Source organism: Pleionea sp. WD8-19 (assembly GCF_055326765.1).
In genome coordinates, this window is the sequence record NZ_JBUZOU010000021.1 from 48,705 (window position 1) to 67,092 (window position 18,388).

An 18,388-nucleotide genomic window follows, 5' to 3' on the forward strand; every position below is an offset into this window, starting at 1 on the left:
CAGGACGTAAAGGCTTTCGATGATAGATCCTAAATTATTACGAAATGAACTCGATACCGTGGCAGCGAATTTGGCACGACGCGGTTTTGCACTTGATAAACAACAAATTATCGAGCTGGAAGAGCAACGTAAAAGCATTCAGGTGAAAACTGAAGAGTTGCAAAACCAGAGCAAAACCAAATCGAAAATGATTGGCCAGATCAAAGCGCAAGGCGGTGACGTGCAATCGGTTCTGGACGAAGTCGCCGAACTTAAGAAACAACGTGAGGCTGCAGAGCATCAATTAAAAGAAATTCAACAGCAACTCAGCGATATTCACTTGTCGACACCGAACTTACTGGATGACTCCGTACCCGATGGTAATGATGAAAATGACAATCAGGAAGTGCGCCGTTGGGGTGAGCCAAAGACATTTAATTTTGAAATTCAAGATCATATCGCTTTGGGTGAAATGGATAGTGGGCTTGACTTTGCCGCATCAGCAAAACTGACAGGATCACGATTTGTGGTAATGCGCAATAGGATTGCAAGACTTCATCGCGCCTTGATTCAATTCATGCTCGATGTACATACTAAAAAACATGGTTATCAGGAAGTTTATGTTCCTTATATGGTTAACCGTGACAGTTTGATGGGCACTGGGCAGCTACCCAAGTTTGAAGAAGATTTATTTGCTGTAAAAGGCAGTACCCAAGACAATCGTCCACTTTACTTGATACCAACTGCTGAAGTACCTGTGACCAATTTGGTCAGAGATGAAATTGTTGATATTGAGCAGTTACCATTAAAGTTTGTTGCTCATACCCCTTGTTTTCGTTCTGAAGCCGGATCTTATGGAAAAGATGTGAAAGGTTTGATCCGGCAACATCAGTTTGAAAAAGTGGAGCTGGTGCAAATGGTGCATCCGGATCATTCCATGCAAGCTCTGGATGAGTTAACCAGCCATGCTGAAAATATTCTCAAGTTGTTAGGGCTGCCATTTAGAACGGTATTGCTTTGCGGTGGTGACATAGGTTTTGGTTCGGCTAAAACCTATGACTTGGAGGTTTGGCTACCTGCACAAAACACCTATCGAGAAATTTCATCTTGCAGTAATTTTTGCGATTTTCAGGCGCGTCGAATGCAGGCTCGCTTCAGACAATCCGGTGGGAAACCCGAACTGTTGCACACGTTAAACGGCTCCGGTCTTGCTGTTGGAAGAACCCTTGTCGCCGTTTTAGAAAACTATCAAACCAGTGATGGTCGAATTGAAGTACCTGAAATTTTACAGCCATATTTAGGCGGTGAAGCATTAATTTGATCTAAATAAAGTGATCGTAAGTTTGGGCGGGTTTTAAACCCGTCCTTTAAATCCAGCTTTACTGTTCTTGCGTAGACTCAATCTTTGCCAATAACGCTTCAAAACCATCAGAAACATCCACGCTTTTTAGTTGTTCACGATAGTTTTGCAAAATTTTGATGCCTTCTACTGATATATCCACAACTTTCCAATCTTCATTACCGTTCATGTGTTTTAGAGTATAAATTATGCTAAAGGACTCGTTTTGTTTGGAAACGATTTCGCTGTATACCCATGCCGTTTTTTTACTGGATGAAAAGTCAGTTTTTAGAAAATTAAATTTATGATCATCATAATTAGCCAGGCCCTTAGCGTAGGTTCGGATTAAGTGATTAATGAAAGCATTGGTAAAGCGTACCTGTTGTTCCGCTGTTAAGTTTTTCCACACCTTGCGAGACAATAATCGTTTCCCGAGTCCCTGAGTATCGACCAAAGGCAACAATTGTTCGCGCACTATTTGGTGCGCGAATTTTTCATCGGTTTGTAACTGCTCCCGGTTTTCATCCAATAGTTGAATCATCGAGTCAGCAGCTTGCTGTAATAGCTCTTCGGGAGCTGTTACAGCAAAGCTCAAGCTACTGGAAAAGATAAGCAACGTTGACAGCAGTTTTTTCATAAGTTGCGACCTGGTTAGAATTGTTTTTGACTTCAGGTTTTATTTCAATTCAATTTCGTTGTTTTTCATTTTTTCAATGACAGAATTTAATCCGTCTTTTTGAATTTGCTGGCCGAATTGATTGCGATAACTCGTGGCCATGCTAATCCCTTCGATGCTGACATCCACAACGCGCCATTCGTCCAACCCTTCAGGCTTTTTAAGTAAATAGTCAATCTTAACTGGAGTGCCTTCTTTTTGCTTCATTTCACTTTTTACGCGGGCTGTTTTACCCGATTTGCTGTATTCAGTATCTTCAAATTCGAAAGTTTGACCATCGTATTGCGCAAGACCTTTTGCGTAGGTTTTTATTACCAGATCAACAAATTTTTCGACAAATACTTGTTGTTGACTGGAGGTCGCATTTTTCCACTCTTTGGCCAGAACGCGCCTACCTAAAGCTTCTTGATCGATATAGGGAAGCAGTTCTTTTTTTACTAGGTTAATAGCTAGCGACTCATCTTGTTTGAGTTTGTCTTTGTTGGTCTCTAGGTAGCCCACAATATTGTCAGCCACTTGTTTCAGCATCACTTTGGGTTCCGTTTCAGCCATCGATGCTGTTGCGATAAATAACGAAATGGTTGTAAAAATTACTTTCTTCAAGCAGGTCATTATGGGTTCCTTATTTTCTTGTCGTGGCCAATTGGCCCTCAAGGCATGTAGCCAAAGTTTATTTTAAGAGGATTAACTCAAACTGAACGGTATTTTAAACCTAAATTAATCCGTTGGACAGCATACAGAATGGTTCTGCTAGCTGCAGCTGAATCATTCTGTAGTGAATTGCGGCGCATTTAAGCTATTAAGTATTTCTATATTGTTATCTTACATTTAAAGCGGTTTATTGATTAATTTAGGTTAAATGCAACGTTTCGGTTTAGGAAGTCCCGCAATTTTTGTGGCTTGTTTAGCTGGGCCTTTGGGGAATAATTTATGCAAATAGAGGCTATTGCCTTTATCTGGCCCTAACTCTTTTGCGAGATACTTCACTAAAGGGCGAATCGAAGGGCTGGTTTGGAACTCTTCATAAAATCGACGGACATACCGTACTACCTCCCAGTGATCATCGGTCAATGCAAGGCCATCGGCTTCAGCAATCAAAGGGGCTAGTATTTCACTCCACTGGTTAGGATCCAGCAAATAGCCTTCTTTATCGGTTTTAATCGAGTCTGGTAGAGTGTCTGGCATCAGCAAAAAGTCCAGGTTAAAACTTTATCAAAGCGTGTAACCAGTTTAACCATGGCAGAGTAATCTGCGATTGGCTTAATATGCTCAGAAACGGAGCCAACCCCTCTCATCGTGACATCGGTTGAAAGCACAAAAAGGTTATGTTCAGCAAAAAAATCGTTGTGAACGGCCTGATATACAGCATCTTCGAACAATAAAATAGCGTCACCTTCGTTTAAAGCGCCGTTCAGTCTGTTTTGCTCTTGCTCGGAAAGTATACGATTGATTAGGTGCAAACAACTCACAGGCTAATTACCTTTTGATGATGGTCGATTAATTGTCGAATCGATTCGGAATTTAGCTGCTTTGCTTCAATCATGAGCTGTTGATTTTCTATTTTGTTACGAATGAGGGAGTCCTGACAAACGTAAATATTGTTGATATCGTAAAGTTCCAGAGCGTTAAGTAAACGAGTAAATTCTTTGATGCCGGCCAGTTTGGGAAATTGGTTTTCGACCAAGTTCCAGATACCGTCATCGAAAAATAATAGACTGACTTCGTCATCAAATGCGGCATGCGCCAGCGCCATATCGAGCAACTCTTTAGCGTTGTCCTGACCATAAGGTGGTTTGTTAAATAGAAACAATATTTTCATAACGGACTGGTCAGCTGAAATGAACCGAGTGTTTGCTGGTGTTTAGGGCTGTGACCCAAGCACCAAGGCCATCAATTTCAAACGGAGGAATTACATTATAGTGTTCTAATTTAGCTAAGTCAGCGTCCTCTTTGCTGATAATTCCACGTTTGTTGGCTACTGAAATACATGCTTTAAGTGGGAAGTTGTGTAATGTAGCCAATTGCGCCCAGCGATTACCTAAGTGTGGTTCATCATTGGCCGGATTCAATAAACGGTTGGCCACGTAAACGGCATCACCATAAAAAAATACGCAATTGATTGTATGACCTTGCTGATACACAGCTTCGGCAAAACCTTGAGCGCTAAAATGGGCCTGTGAAGAGTAGGGTGCGCCGGTAACTAATAAGGTGAAGGTTTTGGTCATGCTGATTGGAATGTCTTTTTAACTGTAATTAATTTTATCATAAGGCGTTATTAAAAAACCCGGCTTTGAGCCGGGTTTAATCATTTTGTTCAGGTAAATATTAAATCAATCGTCACCGCTGAAAGCGGAAAGCAAATGAAGAATATTCATAAATAGTACATAGAGGTTAATGAATATATTCATTGCTGCCAGTATATAGTTGGTTTGTTCTCCGCGAATGATTGAGCTAGTATCGTATAAAATATAGCCAGACATCAGCAGAACCATGGCTGCAGAAATGGCAAGACTCAGACCAGACATATACCATCCAAAGAAGTAGTTGCCTACGAAGTAAAGTAACGCGATACCAAATACAACCATCAGGCCTGTAAATAAGAATCCACGCATAAAGGTGAAGTCCTTTTTAGTAGTGAGTACATAGCCTGACAAGCCGAAAAAGATTAAGCCGGTTAAACCGAGCGATTGAACGATTATTTGTGGTCCGAAAGCCATTTGGTAGTAGTTAAGGATCGGGCCTGCATAGAAACCTAAGAATCCAGTGAACAGGAATACCATAAGAATGCCCGCACCACTATTAGCGGTTTTCGCCATAACGAAAGGCAAGCCAATTATTACAGCCAGATAAAGCCAAGGGGAAATAGGAGCAATGTTCATTGCCATCGCCACACCAGCCATGACCCCACTAAATAGAATGGCTGCGCCTAATAAAAGGTAAGTGTTTTTCAATACTTTGTTAATCTCAATGCTGCGAGACCCAGCACGATCAACAACATTCACGTTATGTTCCATAGGGACATTTCTCCGGAATTCAGAAAGTTAAGTTGACAACACAGACAAATATATCAAATTTTTGTTTCATAACAAGTGATATCATGTTGCCGATTATTTCATGGCCGCTTTTGGCTAACTGCTAACCAATGGATGAAAAAACTCGGAAAAAGTTCAATGAAAGGCTTGATTCTCGGCATCTTTCTAGTATTATTCGCCTTCCTCGCGGAGGGATGGCAGAGCGGTTGAATGCACCGGTCTTGAAAACCGATATTGTTTTAAAAAACTTATTTTAAAACAATGGGTTGTACTTCTTGACTTAATTCATACCTCTAATATACCCTCGCGTAAAGTAATTCGGAGAGTTGGCTGAGTGGTTGAAGGCAGCGGTCTTGAAAACCGTCGAGGGTTAATAGCCCTCCGTGAGTTCGAATCTCACACTCTCCGCCATATTTAAAAACCCAGCTATTGCTGGGTTTTTTATTGCCTGCAAGTCAGCATTCGTTGCATATGAAAGTGTCCACTAAGTGATAGAAGTACCAACTACTTTATTAAAAATATACAAGTACAGAATGCTCTTTATTGCTCGCTTTAATGTTTGCATAATAAAAGCACCATTGTTACCGAGTAATTAACTCAGTTAGGAAGTCTATTTCTTGTACGTCTTGAAAATTATTATTTGGCTGCAAATGTGTAAACTCAGTGCCTAGCAATTTAGCTAGGCACTGCCTCTAGTTACAAGTTACGAAAACACAGCTCTATCAGCCTAATAATCCAAGGAATGATCCAGCGCCATCTTTTTGGATTTAACTTTTTTGCTTTGCGCTTATTGGCGCCATGAGTATTAAATACTTTCATAAGTACTCTCGTGCTACACATTGGGCACTTTAAAAGACGAATCAGTTCAACTGGTCCGATTTCTTATAGCATCCTAACGTGCCAGTATGTAGCACATAGGGCAATCCTTGCCTTGTTTTAAAAGTTAGTTGAGCTTTATCTGGCGAGATTCCTCAACTATCAAAGGCCGCTTTGGCGGCTTTTTGCTATTTCTACTTTTTAATTCAATTTTCACCTCCACATTTATCTACAATACTTGGTGCACTATACCAGAAGCTAAATGATAAATGGGTCACTTGACACTGAAAAAACTGGTTTTTTATCGCATTCATTCCGTTTTTTATTGGCTACTTGTATAAGTAGTTGAACATTTTCTTATCATCTATTATCTCGTTTAGCGGTAATTCAAATATTAGAACTATATTGTGGGCAAGAGGTTCAATTAGCTTCTTTTTAAGGTGGTTGACACTTGTGTTGTTATGTGGTAGGGAGTGATGTTAAAAGAGCTGTGAGTTCGCGATGTGATTCGGTGTTACATTGTATTTGAAGTACTTTTCGATGTACTGGGTGCCGTAGAGCTTTTTTCACTTTAACACCTTTTACAAAGTTGAGAACACAATTAATACCAATATCATTAGTAAGTAGGTTTGTTTGAACTTGGTGTAATTTTCACAGTTGCTGATTCAAATTTGGAGCAGTAGGATCTCTCAGCGCTGCGTAAGGAAGCGCGTAATAAACAACAGTTTTTTAGAAGTAATTAAGGAAGTTTTGTGGAACCTACGTTTAAGGATATGAAGATTGTTTGTGAAAACGATTCTGGAAAAATGATTTCAATTTCTTTTATCAATGATCGCTATCATGGCGCTCGTCTTGAAAAACAAATGACCGCGAAAGAAGTGGCGGATCGCCTTCGTCAACTGGCCGATGGGATTGAACGAGATTCGAGGTTAAAAGTTTTTTAAAGCGGCGTTTTATTCCGTTTGATTTTTGATATATCTCAGATAAAAATAAAAACGCAAATAGGCGATTGTCTGTAATCCATTTGAGAGATCTCTTACTTGAGTCAACTTTTCACTTTTGCGATACTTCGCGCCGTCTCATCAGGGAGTTGTTGCTTCACAGGGACTTAAAACAAATAAACGTCTGCGCACAACAAACACAACGCAGACAAAATTTAAATTCAGACTTTTTCTTTCAGGGGACACTCATGCACCGCGTTTTATCTGCGCTCGGTCTGTTTTTGGCCGCGTTTTTTGCTACCACTTTATCGGCTGCTGCGCCTTATCCTGCGACGAATGTCAAAGGGCCGGCTACGGATGCCGATGGCACCTACACCATTACCTATACGCGTTCGAATGCTTACATGTATCGCTTATACGAAAGCAAAAATGGGGGCAGTTACGCGTTTGTTGAAGCCCGTTCGGATAAAAGCAGCTCGTTTACGGTGACCGACCGAGTTGACGGTCGCTATGTTTACACGGTAGAGGCTTGTAACCTCAGTCCCTTCCGTGGACTCGAGTGCAGCATGTCATCACCGAGCAATGTGGTGACGGTGGCATCGTCGCCGAATACGCCCGCTAAACCCACCGGACCTTCCAGCAGTAGCAGTGGCAATTACACGGTTTCTTGGAGTAAACCGGCCGGCACCGTGACTTACTACAGCGTGCAAGAGCGTAAAAATTCCGGTGCTTGGGTGCAGATTTCCAGCAAGCACAGCACGACCAGCATGGCGTTCAGTAATAAAACCAGTGGTACTTACGATTATCGCGTGCGTGCTTGTAACGGTTCGGATGCGATGTGTTCGGCGTACAGCAGCTATTTGCGTGTGACGGTGACCATTGATGCGGGCAGCCTAATCCCTGATGCCACATTGCCAAGCGACTCCATTCCCAACCACGATGCTACTGTTGGTGCACTCGAAGGTGGCGCTGGCGTTTCCGGTGGTGCTGCCACTTACTCCATTCCGATTGCGATTGCGCCAGGAAGAGCGGGCATGCAGCCGGCGGTTTCCCTCAGTTATTCTTCGCGCAGTGGTAATGGCATTGCCGGAGTCGGTTGGAGTTTAAACGCCAGCACTTCATCCATCCATCGTTGTGGGCAAACCGTGGCGCAAGACGGTAAAAACGTAGCGGTGACTTATTCCGCCAGTGACGACCGATTGTGTTTGGACGGTCAGCGATTGATGGTGGTGAGTGGTACTTACGGACAGAGTGGTGCAGTGTATCGTACTGAGCTCGACAGCTTTGTTAAAGTGACACAAACCTACAGCATCAACTCAACGTCGAGCTATTTCGTTGCACAGTTTAAAAACGGACGCACTTACCATTACGGGAGCAGTGACGCACGGCATAAAGCGGGCGGACGCAATGAAGTACTTCGTTGGGCTTTGGATAAAGTTGAAGACCCCTCGGGCAACACCATTCACTTTGATTACAGCCAGTACGGTGAAGGCGAGTGGTTATTGAGCAACATTGATTACACCGGTACCAGTGTGCGTGGTAATCGCAAAGTCAGCTTCACATACGAAACCCGTCCCGATGCCAGTGTGGCATTTTTGGCTGGAGGAAAAACCGAAAGCACCCAACGCTTAAAAGCCATTGAAACTTTCGTTAATACCAGTGATCTCGTGCGTCTTTATACGCTCGAATACGACATCAGTAGTGCAACTCAGCGTAGCTTGCTAAGCAGCGTGCAAGAGTGTTCTTACGTCACCGGTACCAAAACTTGCTTGCCGAAAACGGAATTTAATTGGCAAGACAGTGCGATTCAACTGGAAATGAAAAAAGTGAATGGCCAGTTAAGCCCACTGATAAAAATGTTGTTCAAAACGCTGGGTGATTTGGATGGTGATGGCATTAAGGAAGCAATGACCTACGAATACGCCTGGTCAGGTGCGGAATTAAAACTGTACCGACTGTTTTCGCTCAACGCCGACGGTAGTGAAATTTGGAGTTTTGAGTTTGGCGAAGACGATATCGATTTGGCGATGTCGCTTTGGTCTGGCAATTACCTCGACTTCGATAACGATGGCGTTTCCGAACTGTCGCGCGTAGTCGACAGCGGTCAGGGGAAAGAAAACGTGTTTTATCGCGTGGTGAACACCAATGGCACTATCACGCTCGAGGAAAAGTTTCGAACACAAATTTTTTGGTCGTCCACAACTGGCAACTTACTAAGCGATATTTATTTGTACCTGGGCACATACGCTGACATCGACAACGATGGCTTGATTGATTACATCGCCAGTGCTCCAGATTACAGCAATAATAAGATTGATATTAAGCTTTGGAAAAACATCGGTACGGCAAAGTCACCCAGTTTTGCCAATCCTGTAATTAAAAAATCGTACAGTTACGATCCAACAAAAAGCAGCCGCAAAGTGACTTTCAGCCACTTAGATGATCTAAACGGTGATGGCTTGTTGGATGTTTTTCTGGACGATAAAACCTGTTACTCAAACCTTCATGGTGTGCTGATTCAGGATCAGGAGAATAACTTTACCGAAACGTCTTTTGAATCGATGGGGATCAGCTCCAACAACCACCCCAAGTACGTGTATCACCAATGGGTAGATATTAACGGCGATGGGTTAAAGGATTATTTGTTTGTACCCAAAAGTGGCACGCACACTTGGTATTATCAGTTGAATAACGGCGGCTCGTTTGAGTCGGCTGTGAATACCGGAAGTACCGCTGGGTTTATTGATGAGAAGCTGTATAACCAATCGCCCAATGATAAGTGCGGACAAACGGTTGGAACGCACGTACCCAAGTTTGGTTCGCTGATCACCACTTCGGACTTGGACAGCGACGGCCGTTCGGAATTGATATTACCTATTAACCAAGAACCCGTCGTAAAGTACTGCCTCAGTCGCACAAATTGGAACGCTCAAAACAACACGACTTTTACGTTAGCGAGGAGAGGTAATGAGAACTCCTTATCGGTTAGAGAAAATATTATTGATGTCGTTGTTGTCGCCCAACATATTCCTACAGACTTGGAGTTTTGTGCTCACTCCGGCGGCGATGGCGAGCTGTACCAAAAGGGATATGGTTCAACCGATCAAAGCGTTTATCAGGTTAAGCCGTACGAGTTTCGATATAACGCCAGCACCAAAAAATACTCGCTGGTCGCTTCATTAGGACAAACACTTCTGAAACAAAAAGGGTTGAGTCACAAGAATCCGTGGAACATCGATTTGTACGGTGATGGGTTAAGTGACATGGCCATTACCATGCACTCGAATTTAGACAACTTGAATGCCACACCTGACATCAATGACCGTGGTTATTATTTTTACCACAACAAAGGCGCTGCATCGAACAGCAGTGAATACGCCAAAGCGCCCGATTTACTGAAAAAAGTCACCAACGGTTTATCGATAGAAAGCGAGTGGGATTATGCGCCACTCACTTCCAAAGCAGGTCGCAGCGCAAGCGAACCCGCGCTGTATGCAGTAAAAGACATTAACGATCCCAACCGTTACGTCGATGATGATCATTTCTACTTCACCTCGTCGATGTTTGTGGTGTCGAACTTCAAACAAAGCAATGGCATTGGCGGAAATAACAGCACGCGTTATTCGTATCGCGAAGCGATGTTTAACAACAAAGGTCGAGGCTTCCAAGGGTTTCGCAGCATCATAGTCGATAACCCCGACGGTACCCGAGCGGTCACCGATTTTCATCAGAAGTTTCCTTATGCAGGACAGCCACAGGAAGTGCGCAGCTGTTTAATCAGTGACAGTGGCGAGACCTGCTCGGTGAACCCTTTGACCAAAACACGCTACGCCTACACCAGCCAACACACCGTCAGTGGCGACAGCGATGTCACCTGGGTGTATCCAAGTCAAACCGAAAGTTGGCAGTACGATTTGGAAACCCGCAGCCAAACGCAGTACAGCAAAAGCAACGTGCTCAGTACCGACAATTACGGCAATGTGCTCGAATCGAGTAGCCAAGTGGATACCGGCTTTGGTGTGGTGACCAGCAGCACGGTGAACGTTTACGATTATTCGCAAGTGGCGAACTGGTGGATAGACATGCTGGCCTCCAGTGAAGTCACTACTAATCCGGTGAAGTACCGGCAGAACACCACCGGCATTGAAGCCAACACCGATACCACTAAAAAAGTGAAAACCAGCTATAGCTGGAATGCCACCCATCGCAAACCGTCGAGTGTTACGGTTTCGGCGACACAGGGTGGGGGTAAAAGTGTGACCACCAGCACCAGTTACACCACATACGGACTGCCCGATAGAGTCACCACCTCAAGCTCAGGCGAAACCGCGCGTTGGGTCGATACCGATTACAGCACCGATGGCTACTTCCCCACGCTGGTGAAGAACAACCTGTTCACAGCGAGTCAAACGAGCATTCACCCTGAGCACGGTCAACCGGAATGGACCGAAGACGCCAATGGCAATCGCACCAGCTACACTTACGATGCGTTCGGCCGAGTCATTGAAGCGCAAACCGCGGGCAGTCCCAAAGCCTACTCCGGTTATCAGAAGTGTTACTCGAACTGTCCGGCACGCGCGGCGTATTTTGTGGAAACCCGTCAAGTTGGCGCGCCCACCAGCGTCGTCTACAAAGACGCCTTCAACCGCGTCATTAAAACCGAAAGCCAGGGCTTTGAAAACGCTAACACTCTGTACCAATGGACGCAGTTCGACGGTCTGGGTCGAACCGTGTTTGAGTCCATCCCGTCGTACACCGACAGTTACTTAAACACCAACAGCGATGGTGTCCATTACGTGGCTTACGATGCGTTGGGTCGTTTAACCGAAAAACGCAGTTCACAAGTGAGCAACCAAACGCTCGTCACCACTTACGATTACGCTTACGGCAATAACCCTTACCGCACCTATGTGCGGGCGGGCAGCCTCAATATGTGGCGCACTTACAACAGCATCGGTCAGTTGATGCAAACCACCGATGCGCTGGGTGGCATCACCCAGTATGCGTATGACGGCGCAGGTAACCCCATCGTGCTGGAAGATGCGAAAAACAATCGCATTACCGCCGCTTACAACGCACTGGGTCAAAAGCTGTGGGTGAACGATCCCAACATGGGCAACAAAACCTTTACTTACACCGGCTTTGGCGAAGTGGACACCGAGCGGGATGCCAAAGGCCAAACCACCGATTACAACTACGATACCTTGGGTCGTGTGATTGAGCGTAAAGTGAACACGGTCTTGGAAGCGGAGTTTAAATACGATACCGCTTTACAAGGCACAAGCGGCCAATGCTATGGCTTGCCGGCCAGTGAAAACAAAGTCGGTGAAAACTATTTGAAGCAATACCGCTATAACGAGAAGTGTCGAGCCAGTAAAACCACCACCACCATCGATAGTAAAGAATACGATGTACTCACCCATTGGGACAGCCGTTATGGCCGCGTCAAAGGGCTGACGTATCCGTCTGACCTCACGGTTGCGTATGAGTATGACGCCACCGGCCTCACCAAAACCGTAAAGAACGCGCAAAGTGGTGCCACTTATCGCACCATCGATGAAATGGACGCGCTCGGTAACTGGACAGAAGCCAGCTACGGTACCTCCACCGCCAGCATCAGCCGCGGCTTTGACCCGGCCAGCGGACAAATGCTGTTTTCTCAATTGCAAAAAGGCAGCAGCAAACAACAACGCCTCGATTACACTGGCTTTGATGCGTTCGGCAACCTTAAGAACCTGTACGTTGAGAATCGCCAAAGCAATGGCAGCATTTACACCGACCGTGAACAATTCCTTTACGATGGACTGCACCGCTTAACACGCAGCACGCGTACCTTTCACAGCGGAGAGAATGACCAAGTAAGCTACGGTTACGATGCCGTCGGTAATATGACTTATAAGTCCGATTTCTCGATTAATGGCAGTAACTACGTTTATGGTGATAAGTCGAGAGCTTACGGAAACGCAGGTCCCAATATGGTGCGCCGAGTGACCCAAGCCAACGGTAAAGGTTACCGGTATTACAACTACGATAACAACGGCAACTTAACGTCAGACAGCATTCGCAACATTGCGTACAACGCCTTTAATAAACCCACGGTGATTGATTTAAACCCGGGACATTATTTGGGCCCTTGGGACACGCAAGTTACCGCTGACATTACGCTGAACTTTTATTATGGCGCTGACCAAATGCGCTACAAGCAGTTCAAAAGCACCGGCGAAACGACGATATACATCGACAAGTTGTATGAAGAAATCAAAACCGACAACAAAACCGTTAAGAAAAGTTACATCGGCGATATTGCTGTGGTTACCGAAACCACGGAAAACGGAACCACTACTAACAATACCAAATACTTCCATCGTGACCGTTTAGGCTCGATGAGTGCGGTGTTCGATAACGCCGGTAATGTACTTGAGGCCCACAGTTTCGACCCCTTTGGTAAACCTCGAACGGGACGACTGCAAAATAAATTCAACGCCATTTTAGATTCCGATACCTCCACTCGCGGCTTTACTGACCATGAACATATGGACGATGTGCAGCTCATTCATATGAATGGGCGGGCGTATGATTACAACTTGGGACGATTTCTTAGTGTGGACCCGTTTATACAGAGTCCGGGTAACAGCCAGAGTATGAATCCATATTCGTACATCATGAACAATCCGTTAGCTGGTACGGATCCGAGTGGGTATTTGTGTTCGGGTGCTTTTTGTGATTTGTATGAAAGTGTAGATAATCATAATTCGAGTCGATATGGGCGGAAAGATTACACCTGTCAAATCTCTTGTATGGGAGGAAACGGTGGTGATCAAGCTCAAGGAGCTGGCAGTGACTCAAATAAAAATACCCCCCCCGAAGATATAGAGCCTGGTGGTCGTTGGGTGCACGATTCCACTTTCCAGACAGAAGGGAAATCTTCTCGAATAGAGTCGTATATTTGGATCGGACCTCGAAGGGAAGCTGTTGAAACAGGTAGTACTGCGCCCGAAGGCAACAATGCGCCAAATAAATCAGGCTCGTCTGGAAATTCGGGAAGCAGTGGTGGTGGAGTAGGGAACGCTCTTTCTGCAGCGACGGCTATGATTCCTTTTGGTGAGTCTATTTTGGCAGCCTCTCAAGGCGATTGGAGTGGTGCGTTTAAATCTGCTGCAATTGAAGGCGGTATGATGGCGCTAGGAGCTGTAACTTTTGGTGCAGGTTATGCTGCTTATCGGGGCTATAAGACATTTAAAGTTATAGAACGAGCGAAAAATATTGCTAAGATTAGGCAAGCTAAATCCCAGCGTAGAATGCCGTATGCAAACCCCAAGAGTCGGCCAGCCTATGGAAAAGGACAGGTCGATGAAGTATGGGACACAGCAAAACAATCTGATGGAAATGTTTACGATCCAAATACCGGTGAATTATTAACTTGGGATAAGTCAAAATCCAGAGCTGGTCAATGGGATATGGGACACAAACCAGGTCGAGAATATAGAAAACTGCATCGAGACTATGTTGATGGTAAAATTGATAAAAAAGAGTTTCTAAGAAGGTATAGAGACTCCAATAATTATCAACCAGAAAGCCCTTCTGCAAATAGAAGTCGAAGATATGAGGAATAATGAATGAGCTATGAGCAATACTTCCAGCTAGTCCGGAACAATGAAAATAGTACTCTTATTGCTTCACTAAAGGATAATATTAATGGAATATTAAATGAAGAGTTACAGAATCTTTTGCAGGAAGCTATAGCTTACAATAATGAAGAAATGTGCTCATATTTAATTGACTTAAGTATTAATATTAATCACCAAGATAAATATGGGAAAACTCCGCTACACTATGTAGCGGAGTATAAATGTGAAAAAATTGCTGAACTGTTATTAATCAAAGGCGCGGACTTACATATTCAGGACAAACATGGAAATCAACCGTTGTGGACAGCCGTTTTTAATGCGAGAGGATACTATAATTTGGTTGAATTATTTATGAAGTATCAACCAGACATTAATCATAAAAATAAAGCCAAGAGATCTCCCTTGGATTTTGCTACTCAAATCAAAGATTCTCAACTCATAAATACTTTAACATCAAATTAGACATATTGACTTTTGGTGTAGAGTGCTTTTTGGCCACCGTAGTTTTTTCCGAATTTTCGGTCGTAGGATTTTGAAGTTTTACGACCGTTTTCCCTCTTTCTCATCGTAGTATTTTTTTCTTTTTACCAAACTACTGTCGCAATATTTCTCAAACGCCGTCGTAAAATTTATTGTACTACTATCGTATTTTTAAAAAGCACTGAATCCATGAAGTTTTTTACGACGGTTTGGAGAAGTTATCGTTGAAAATTGATTGACATCTAGTACAACGATTGCAAAAAATATTTAAAACGTTGTACTACAAAATTTAACTGCCATTGATTCTAGTATTAAATATATCACGTAAATCTTGAACTTTCGATTCAAAAAACGCTTCACTAAACTCAAAATCGGAGGCTGCGATCATTTCTTGGCTCGATAAATGGTCTGAAAGCAATTTAAAATCTTCTGCACAGTTGACAATAACGCGACCAGAATTCGTTTTATAGTGAACACCCGCTTCGTCGCGTTTCATAAACTTGAGTGGGACTAAATCAGTGTGCCATGCGTGGTGCGTACAACCTTTTTGTTGTTGCTCCATCGTGAGGGGGATATTGAATTTTGAGCAATGCCACTTTGCACCAGGTTCTTTTGTGTTTGGAAATCCATACATGCAATTCCTGCAGTTGACATCGCGCGGCAGTTTGTCACCCCAATAAATGGCTTGATACTCTTCTGATTTGTAGTTTTTGATTTCATAATGATTGCGGTGCGGGTAGGACGATTCAGGCAGTCGATCATCCATTACCGCTTCAGCTCGCGCGAAGAAGGTATACCAGGCATCGGGATCATAATCGATGATTTCAATATACAAATCCGAATCGTTTTTGTTATACACAATAAATACGGCGTGTTTCAGTTTGGTTTTATGCATGTAGCACTGGCACTGCGCCCAATATTTTGGCTCGGTAGAGCGGCAACCGTTTTTGGCAAATTGTTTGAAACGATCATCATTTGCGCTTTTGTATTCTACAACAGCCCATGTATTTTCAGGCAGCTCTGGAAAGCCTTTTCCCACACCGTCCATCGAGCCGCCGAAATGACCGCCTAAGTCTTCCGAAAAATGAAACTGTTTACCGGTATTGGGATTAACGGAATAAACCGATAAGTGCGGTTCTTTCGGCTTAGTAACGTCGGTTTGAATACCCGCTTCACGTGCACTTTCATTGGTAATGGTTTCGAGCCGTTGACTTAAAAATTCTTCAACAAAATCACCCATTCGAAAAATACGATTGATACGAGGCTTGGGTGTGTTAGGCAAACACCAACGAAACTTTAGCCATAAGGTGCGCGTGTCTTCTTCACCAATTTCTGAGAATCCTAAATGGCCGCGTATGGGGCTTTCTCGTACTGCTTGGCGCTCTGCTGCGTCCAGTAAGGCTTTTGTGGTTGGTCGATCATTCGCTGCATCACGTTGGTTCGTGTCTATTGTTTCATTCTGATTGGGTGCAACAGTTACATTGTTGAGTCGTTCGCGCAATGCTTGAGTTTCGGTACTTAACATAAACGTTCCTCGTGTTCATAGATGATTTCAATGGCGGCTTTGTGTGGTAAAAACGGATCAACAGTCACTCCGTCAATCGGTTTTAAAATTGGATAAGTGTTAAAAAGCTCGATGGCATGTTGTGCGGTTTGTGGCGTTTTAATGCCGGGTAGGGTGAGTGCATTCCAATCCCTTTGTGCGGTTCGTCCTGCAATTCCTCGGTAACCAAAATAAAAACTTTTGTAGGCGATTTTCATTCCATCGAGAGACTGAAACGCCATTTGCAAATAAGCGCGGTTTCCATCTTTGATTTTGTGTAAATAGGTTCGCGCCACCTGAAAGTATTCGGGTTTGCCTTGGCTGCTTAAAACCGCTCCAGATTGCGCTGTGAAAGAATGAGTCACAAAAATCAAATCACAAGCGCTGCAATGTGTTGAGCTTGGCGCGTTTTCATGCTCGCAGTTTGGACAAATACGAACCGGCTGAGGTTGGAATTGAAAGTTGCAAAACTTGCATTTAATCGCGTATAGACTGACCAACTCCTGACAATTTTCACATGCTTTAACACGTTTGATGGTTTGTCCTTTTTCCGGTGGAGTTGCGCAATCGATGGGGCCGAAGCGTTCCAAACATCCGCCAAAATCCAATAACAAGCAATCGACTTTTCCCGTTTCTGGAGAGAGGCGAGCACCGCGTCCCACCATTTGAATGAACAAGCCAAGTGATTTGGTCGGGCGCATCATCACAATGCAATCAATGGGCGGAATGTCCGTACCCTCGGTTAACACTCCAACATTCACTAAGCAATCGACTGTTAAATTGTGAGCCGCTTCAATCAGTCGTTCACGTTCGTCATCGTCCATATCACCGTGAATGACTGGGACGTTGTAGCCCATTTCAGTGGCGACCTGAGAGATTAATTCGGCGTGTTTAATGGATACCGCAAAAAACAATGAGAGTTTGCGTTTCTGAGCTTTAAGCGCGATGCGTTCCCATTCGAGAAGTGCCGCCACCACTTGTGGGTATTGGTTCACACGCTGCTCTAACAAGGTTTTCGGAAAATCGTTGCTGCCACCTAAACCTTTGAGGTTGGGTTTGCCTAAATCATTAACCGGTTTGGCGGTGATGGGAACTAAATAACCCTGTTCCATTAATTGCTTGATGTTCATTTTAAAGGCGACACCATCAAAAACTGTGGAGTTATCCTCACCGTAAATTAATCCATCGTTCATCCGGTAGGGTGTGGCCGTAAACCCAGTGACGTTCACTTTAGGATTGATTAAACGTAATGCCTGAATGATTTTTTTGTACGCGGATTCGTCTTTCGGTCCGGCGTTGTGTGCCTCATCGATAAGAACCAAATCAAACTTTTCGACGTTGTGAACGATGTTTTTCAAACTGTCGCGACTGGCGATGGTCACTTGCGCAATTTCTTTTCGTTTAAGCTTCGCGCAATACACACCGAGCGGACATTCCGGAAAAACCGTTAATAGTTTTTTCTCGGCTTGTTGAATGAGTTCTTTTCGGTGTGCCAATACTAAAATGCGAGCACTGGGTTTGAGCTTTAAAATTATTTTTAACAACGCGGAGAAGACAACCGTTTTACCCGCGGCTGTTGGGAGCACTACCACAGGATTTTTACCCGGATGTTGACGCCAGTAAGTAAACAAGGCATCAATCGCTTGTTGTTGATAATCACGTAATTGCATAGAGGTTTATTGCACGCTCAAGTGTGTGCCGCCCGAAGGCGGCAAGTGATCAGCTTAAAAAGTTAGGCATTGCGCCAGAATGGGTTTGTGCTTGCGTGATATGTGGTTGTGGTACGTTAAGGGGTTGTTGTGTTGATTGAGCTGACATTTCTTTGGGGAGTGGTTTAAATCCAAAGATGATGTTTTTATCAGGGTAGCGGCCGGATTTGTCCACTTCTTTACCGACACGGCCGATAAACTCTTTGCCTTCTAACGCATGCACTTGACTGGTTTTTAACGAGCCT

14 protein-coding genes and 1 tRNA gene are annotated in these 18,388 nt (G+C 44.1%); 5 read left to right on the plus strand and 10 right to left on the minus strand.

The features are described 5' to 3' along the window. Positions 1-19 precede the first annotated feature (19 nt). A complete protein-coding gene (gene serS, locus ACTUJY_RS18780) occupies positions 20-1,300 on the plus strand; it encodes a serine--tRNA ligase (protein ID WP_463617672.1) in 1,281 nt (426 codons plus the stop codon). Between the two features lie 58 nt (positions 1,301-1,358). Here the strand turns inward: serS and ACTUJY_RS18785 are convergent, their stop codons facing one another. From ACTUJY_RS18785 to ACTUJY_RS18815, 7 genes are all read right to left on the minus strand, one after another. Beyond that, the gene (locus ACTUJY_RS18785; protein ID WP_463617673.1) at positions 1,359-1,955 is read right to left on the minus strand and encodes an MlaC/ttg2D family ABC transporter substrate-binding protein; all 597 of its coding nucleotides are present in this window, start codon (positions 1,953-1,955) and stop codon (positions 1,359-1,361) included. A 39-nt stretch (positions 1,956-1,994) separates the two neighbouring features. Continuing rightward, complete coding sequence (locus tag ACTUJY_RS18790) at positions 1,995-2,606, minus strand: MlaC/ttg2D family ABC transporter substrate-binding protein (protein ID WP_463617674.1); 612 nt, start codon at positions 2,604-2,606, stop codon at positions 1,995-1,997. A gap of 243 nt (positions 2,607-2,849) precedes the next feature. Continuing rightward, positions 2,850-3,179 carry a TusE/DsrC/DsvC family sulfur relay protein gene (locus ACTUJY_RS18795; RefSeq protein WP_463617675.1) on the minus strand — a complete coding sequence of 110 codons (330 nt, stop codon included), beginning with the start codon at positions 3,177-3,179 and terminating at the stop codon, positions 2,850-2,852. Further along, positions 3,179-3,463, minus strand: a complete 285-nt coding sequence (tusB, locus tag ACTUJY_RS18800; RefSeq protein WP_463617676.1) for a sulfurtransferase complex subunit TusB — start codon at positions 3,461-3,463, stop codon at positions 3,179-3,181. The genes ACTUJY_RS18795 and tusB overlap by 1 nt, the downstream gene beginning before the upstream one ends. Beyond that, on the minus strand, positions 3,460-3,813 hold the full coding sequence (tusC, locus tag ACTUJY_RS18805) for a sulfurtransferase complex subunit TusC (protein ID WP_463617677.1): 354 nt from the start codon (positions 3,811-3,813) through the stop codon (positions 3,460-3,462). Before tusC ends, tusB begins: the two co-directional genes overlap by 4 nt. Before the next feature lie 10 nt (positions 3,814-3,823). After that, positions 3,824-4,219 (minus strand): sulfurtransferase complex subunit TusD, encoded by a 396-nt coding sequence (tusD, locus tag ACTUJY_RS18810; RefSeq protein ID WP_463617678.1) that lies wholly within the window; start codon positions 4,217-4,219, stop codon positions 3,824-3,826. A gap of 105 nt (positions 4,220-4,324) precedes the next feature. Continuing rightward, positions 4,325-5,008, minus strand: coding sequence for a Bax inhibitor-1/YccA family protein (locus ACTUJY_RS18815; RefSeq protein ID WP_463617679.1), 684 nt, complete (start codon positions 5,006-5,008; stop codon positions 4,325-4,327). Positions 5,009-5,346: 338 nt separating this feature from the next. Between ACTUJY_RS18815 and ACTUJY_RS18820 the strand changes: the two genes are divergently transcribed. The 4 genes from ACTUJY_RS18820 to ACTUJY_RS18835 all read left to right on the plus strand — a co-directional run bounded on the left by ACTUJY_RS18820 (position 5,347) and on the right by ACTUJY_RS18835 (position 14,873). Further along, a tRNA-Ser gene (locus ACTUJY_RS18820) sits at positions 5,347-5,437 on the plus strand. Positions 5,438-6,594: 1,157 nt separating this feature from the next. Next, a complete protein-coding gene (locus ACTUJY_RS18825) occupies positions 6,595-6,786 on the plus strand; it encodes a hypothetical protein (RefSeq protein WP_463617581.1) in 192 nt (63 codons plus the stop codon). 245 nt (positions 6,787-7,031) lie between these two features. Next, entirely contained in the window at positions 7,032-14,396 is a 7,365-nt protein-coding gene (locus ACTUJY_RS18830) for a GH-E family nuclease (RefSeq protein ID WP_463617680.1), read from the plus strand. 3 nt (positions 14,397-14,399) lie between these two features. Further along, on the plus strand, positions 14,400-14,873 hold the full coding sequence (locus ACTUJY_RS18835; RefSeq protein ID WP_463617681.1) for an ankyrin repeat domain-containing protein: 474 nt from the start codon (positions 14,400-14,402) through the stop codon (positions 14,871-14,873). 307 nt (positions 14,874-15,180) lie between these two features. Here ACTUJY_RS18835 and ACTUJY_RS18840 read toward each other — a convergent pair whose 3' ends face one another. The 3 genes from ACTUJY_RS18840 to ACTUJY_RS18850 all read right to left on the minus strand — a co-directional run. After that, positions 15,181-16,416: a PDDEXK family nuclease gene (locus ACTUJY_RS18840; protein WP_463617682.1), complete on the minus strand. Its 1,236-nt coding sequence runs from the start codon at positions 16,414-16,416 to the stop codon at positions 15,181-15,183. Next, a complete protein-coding gene (locus ACTUJY_RS18845; RefSeq protein ID WP_463617683.1) occupies positions 16,410-18,104 on the minus strand; it encodes a DEAD/DEAH box helicase family protein in 1,695 nt (564 codons plus the stop codon). Before ACTUJY_RS18845 ends, ACTUJY_RS18840 begins: the two co-directional genes overlap by 7 nt. Positions 18,105-18,153: 49 nt before the next feature. Next, positions 18,154-18,388 (minus strand): hypothetical protein (locus tag ACTUJY_RS18850; RefSeq protein ID WP_463617684.1); only part of this gene is annotated, 235 nt, incomplete at its 5' end.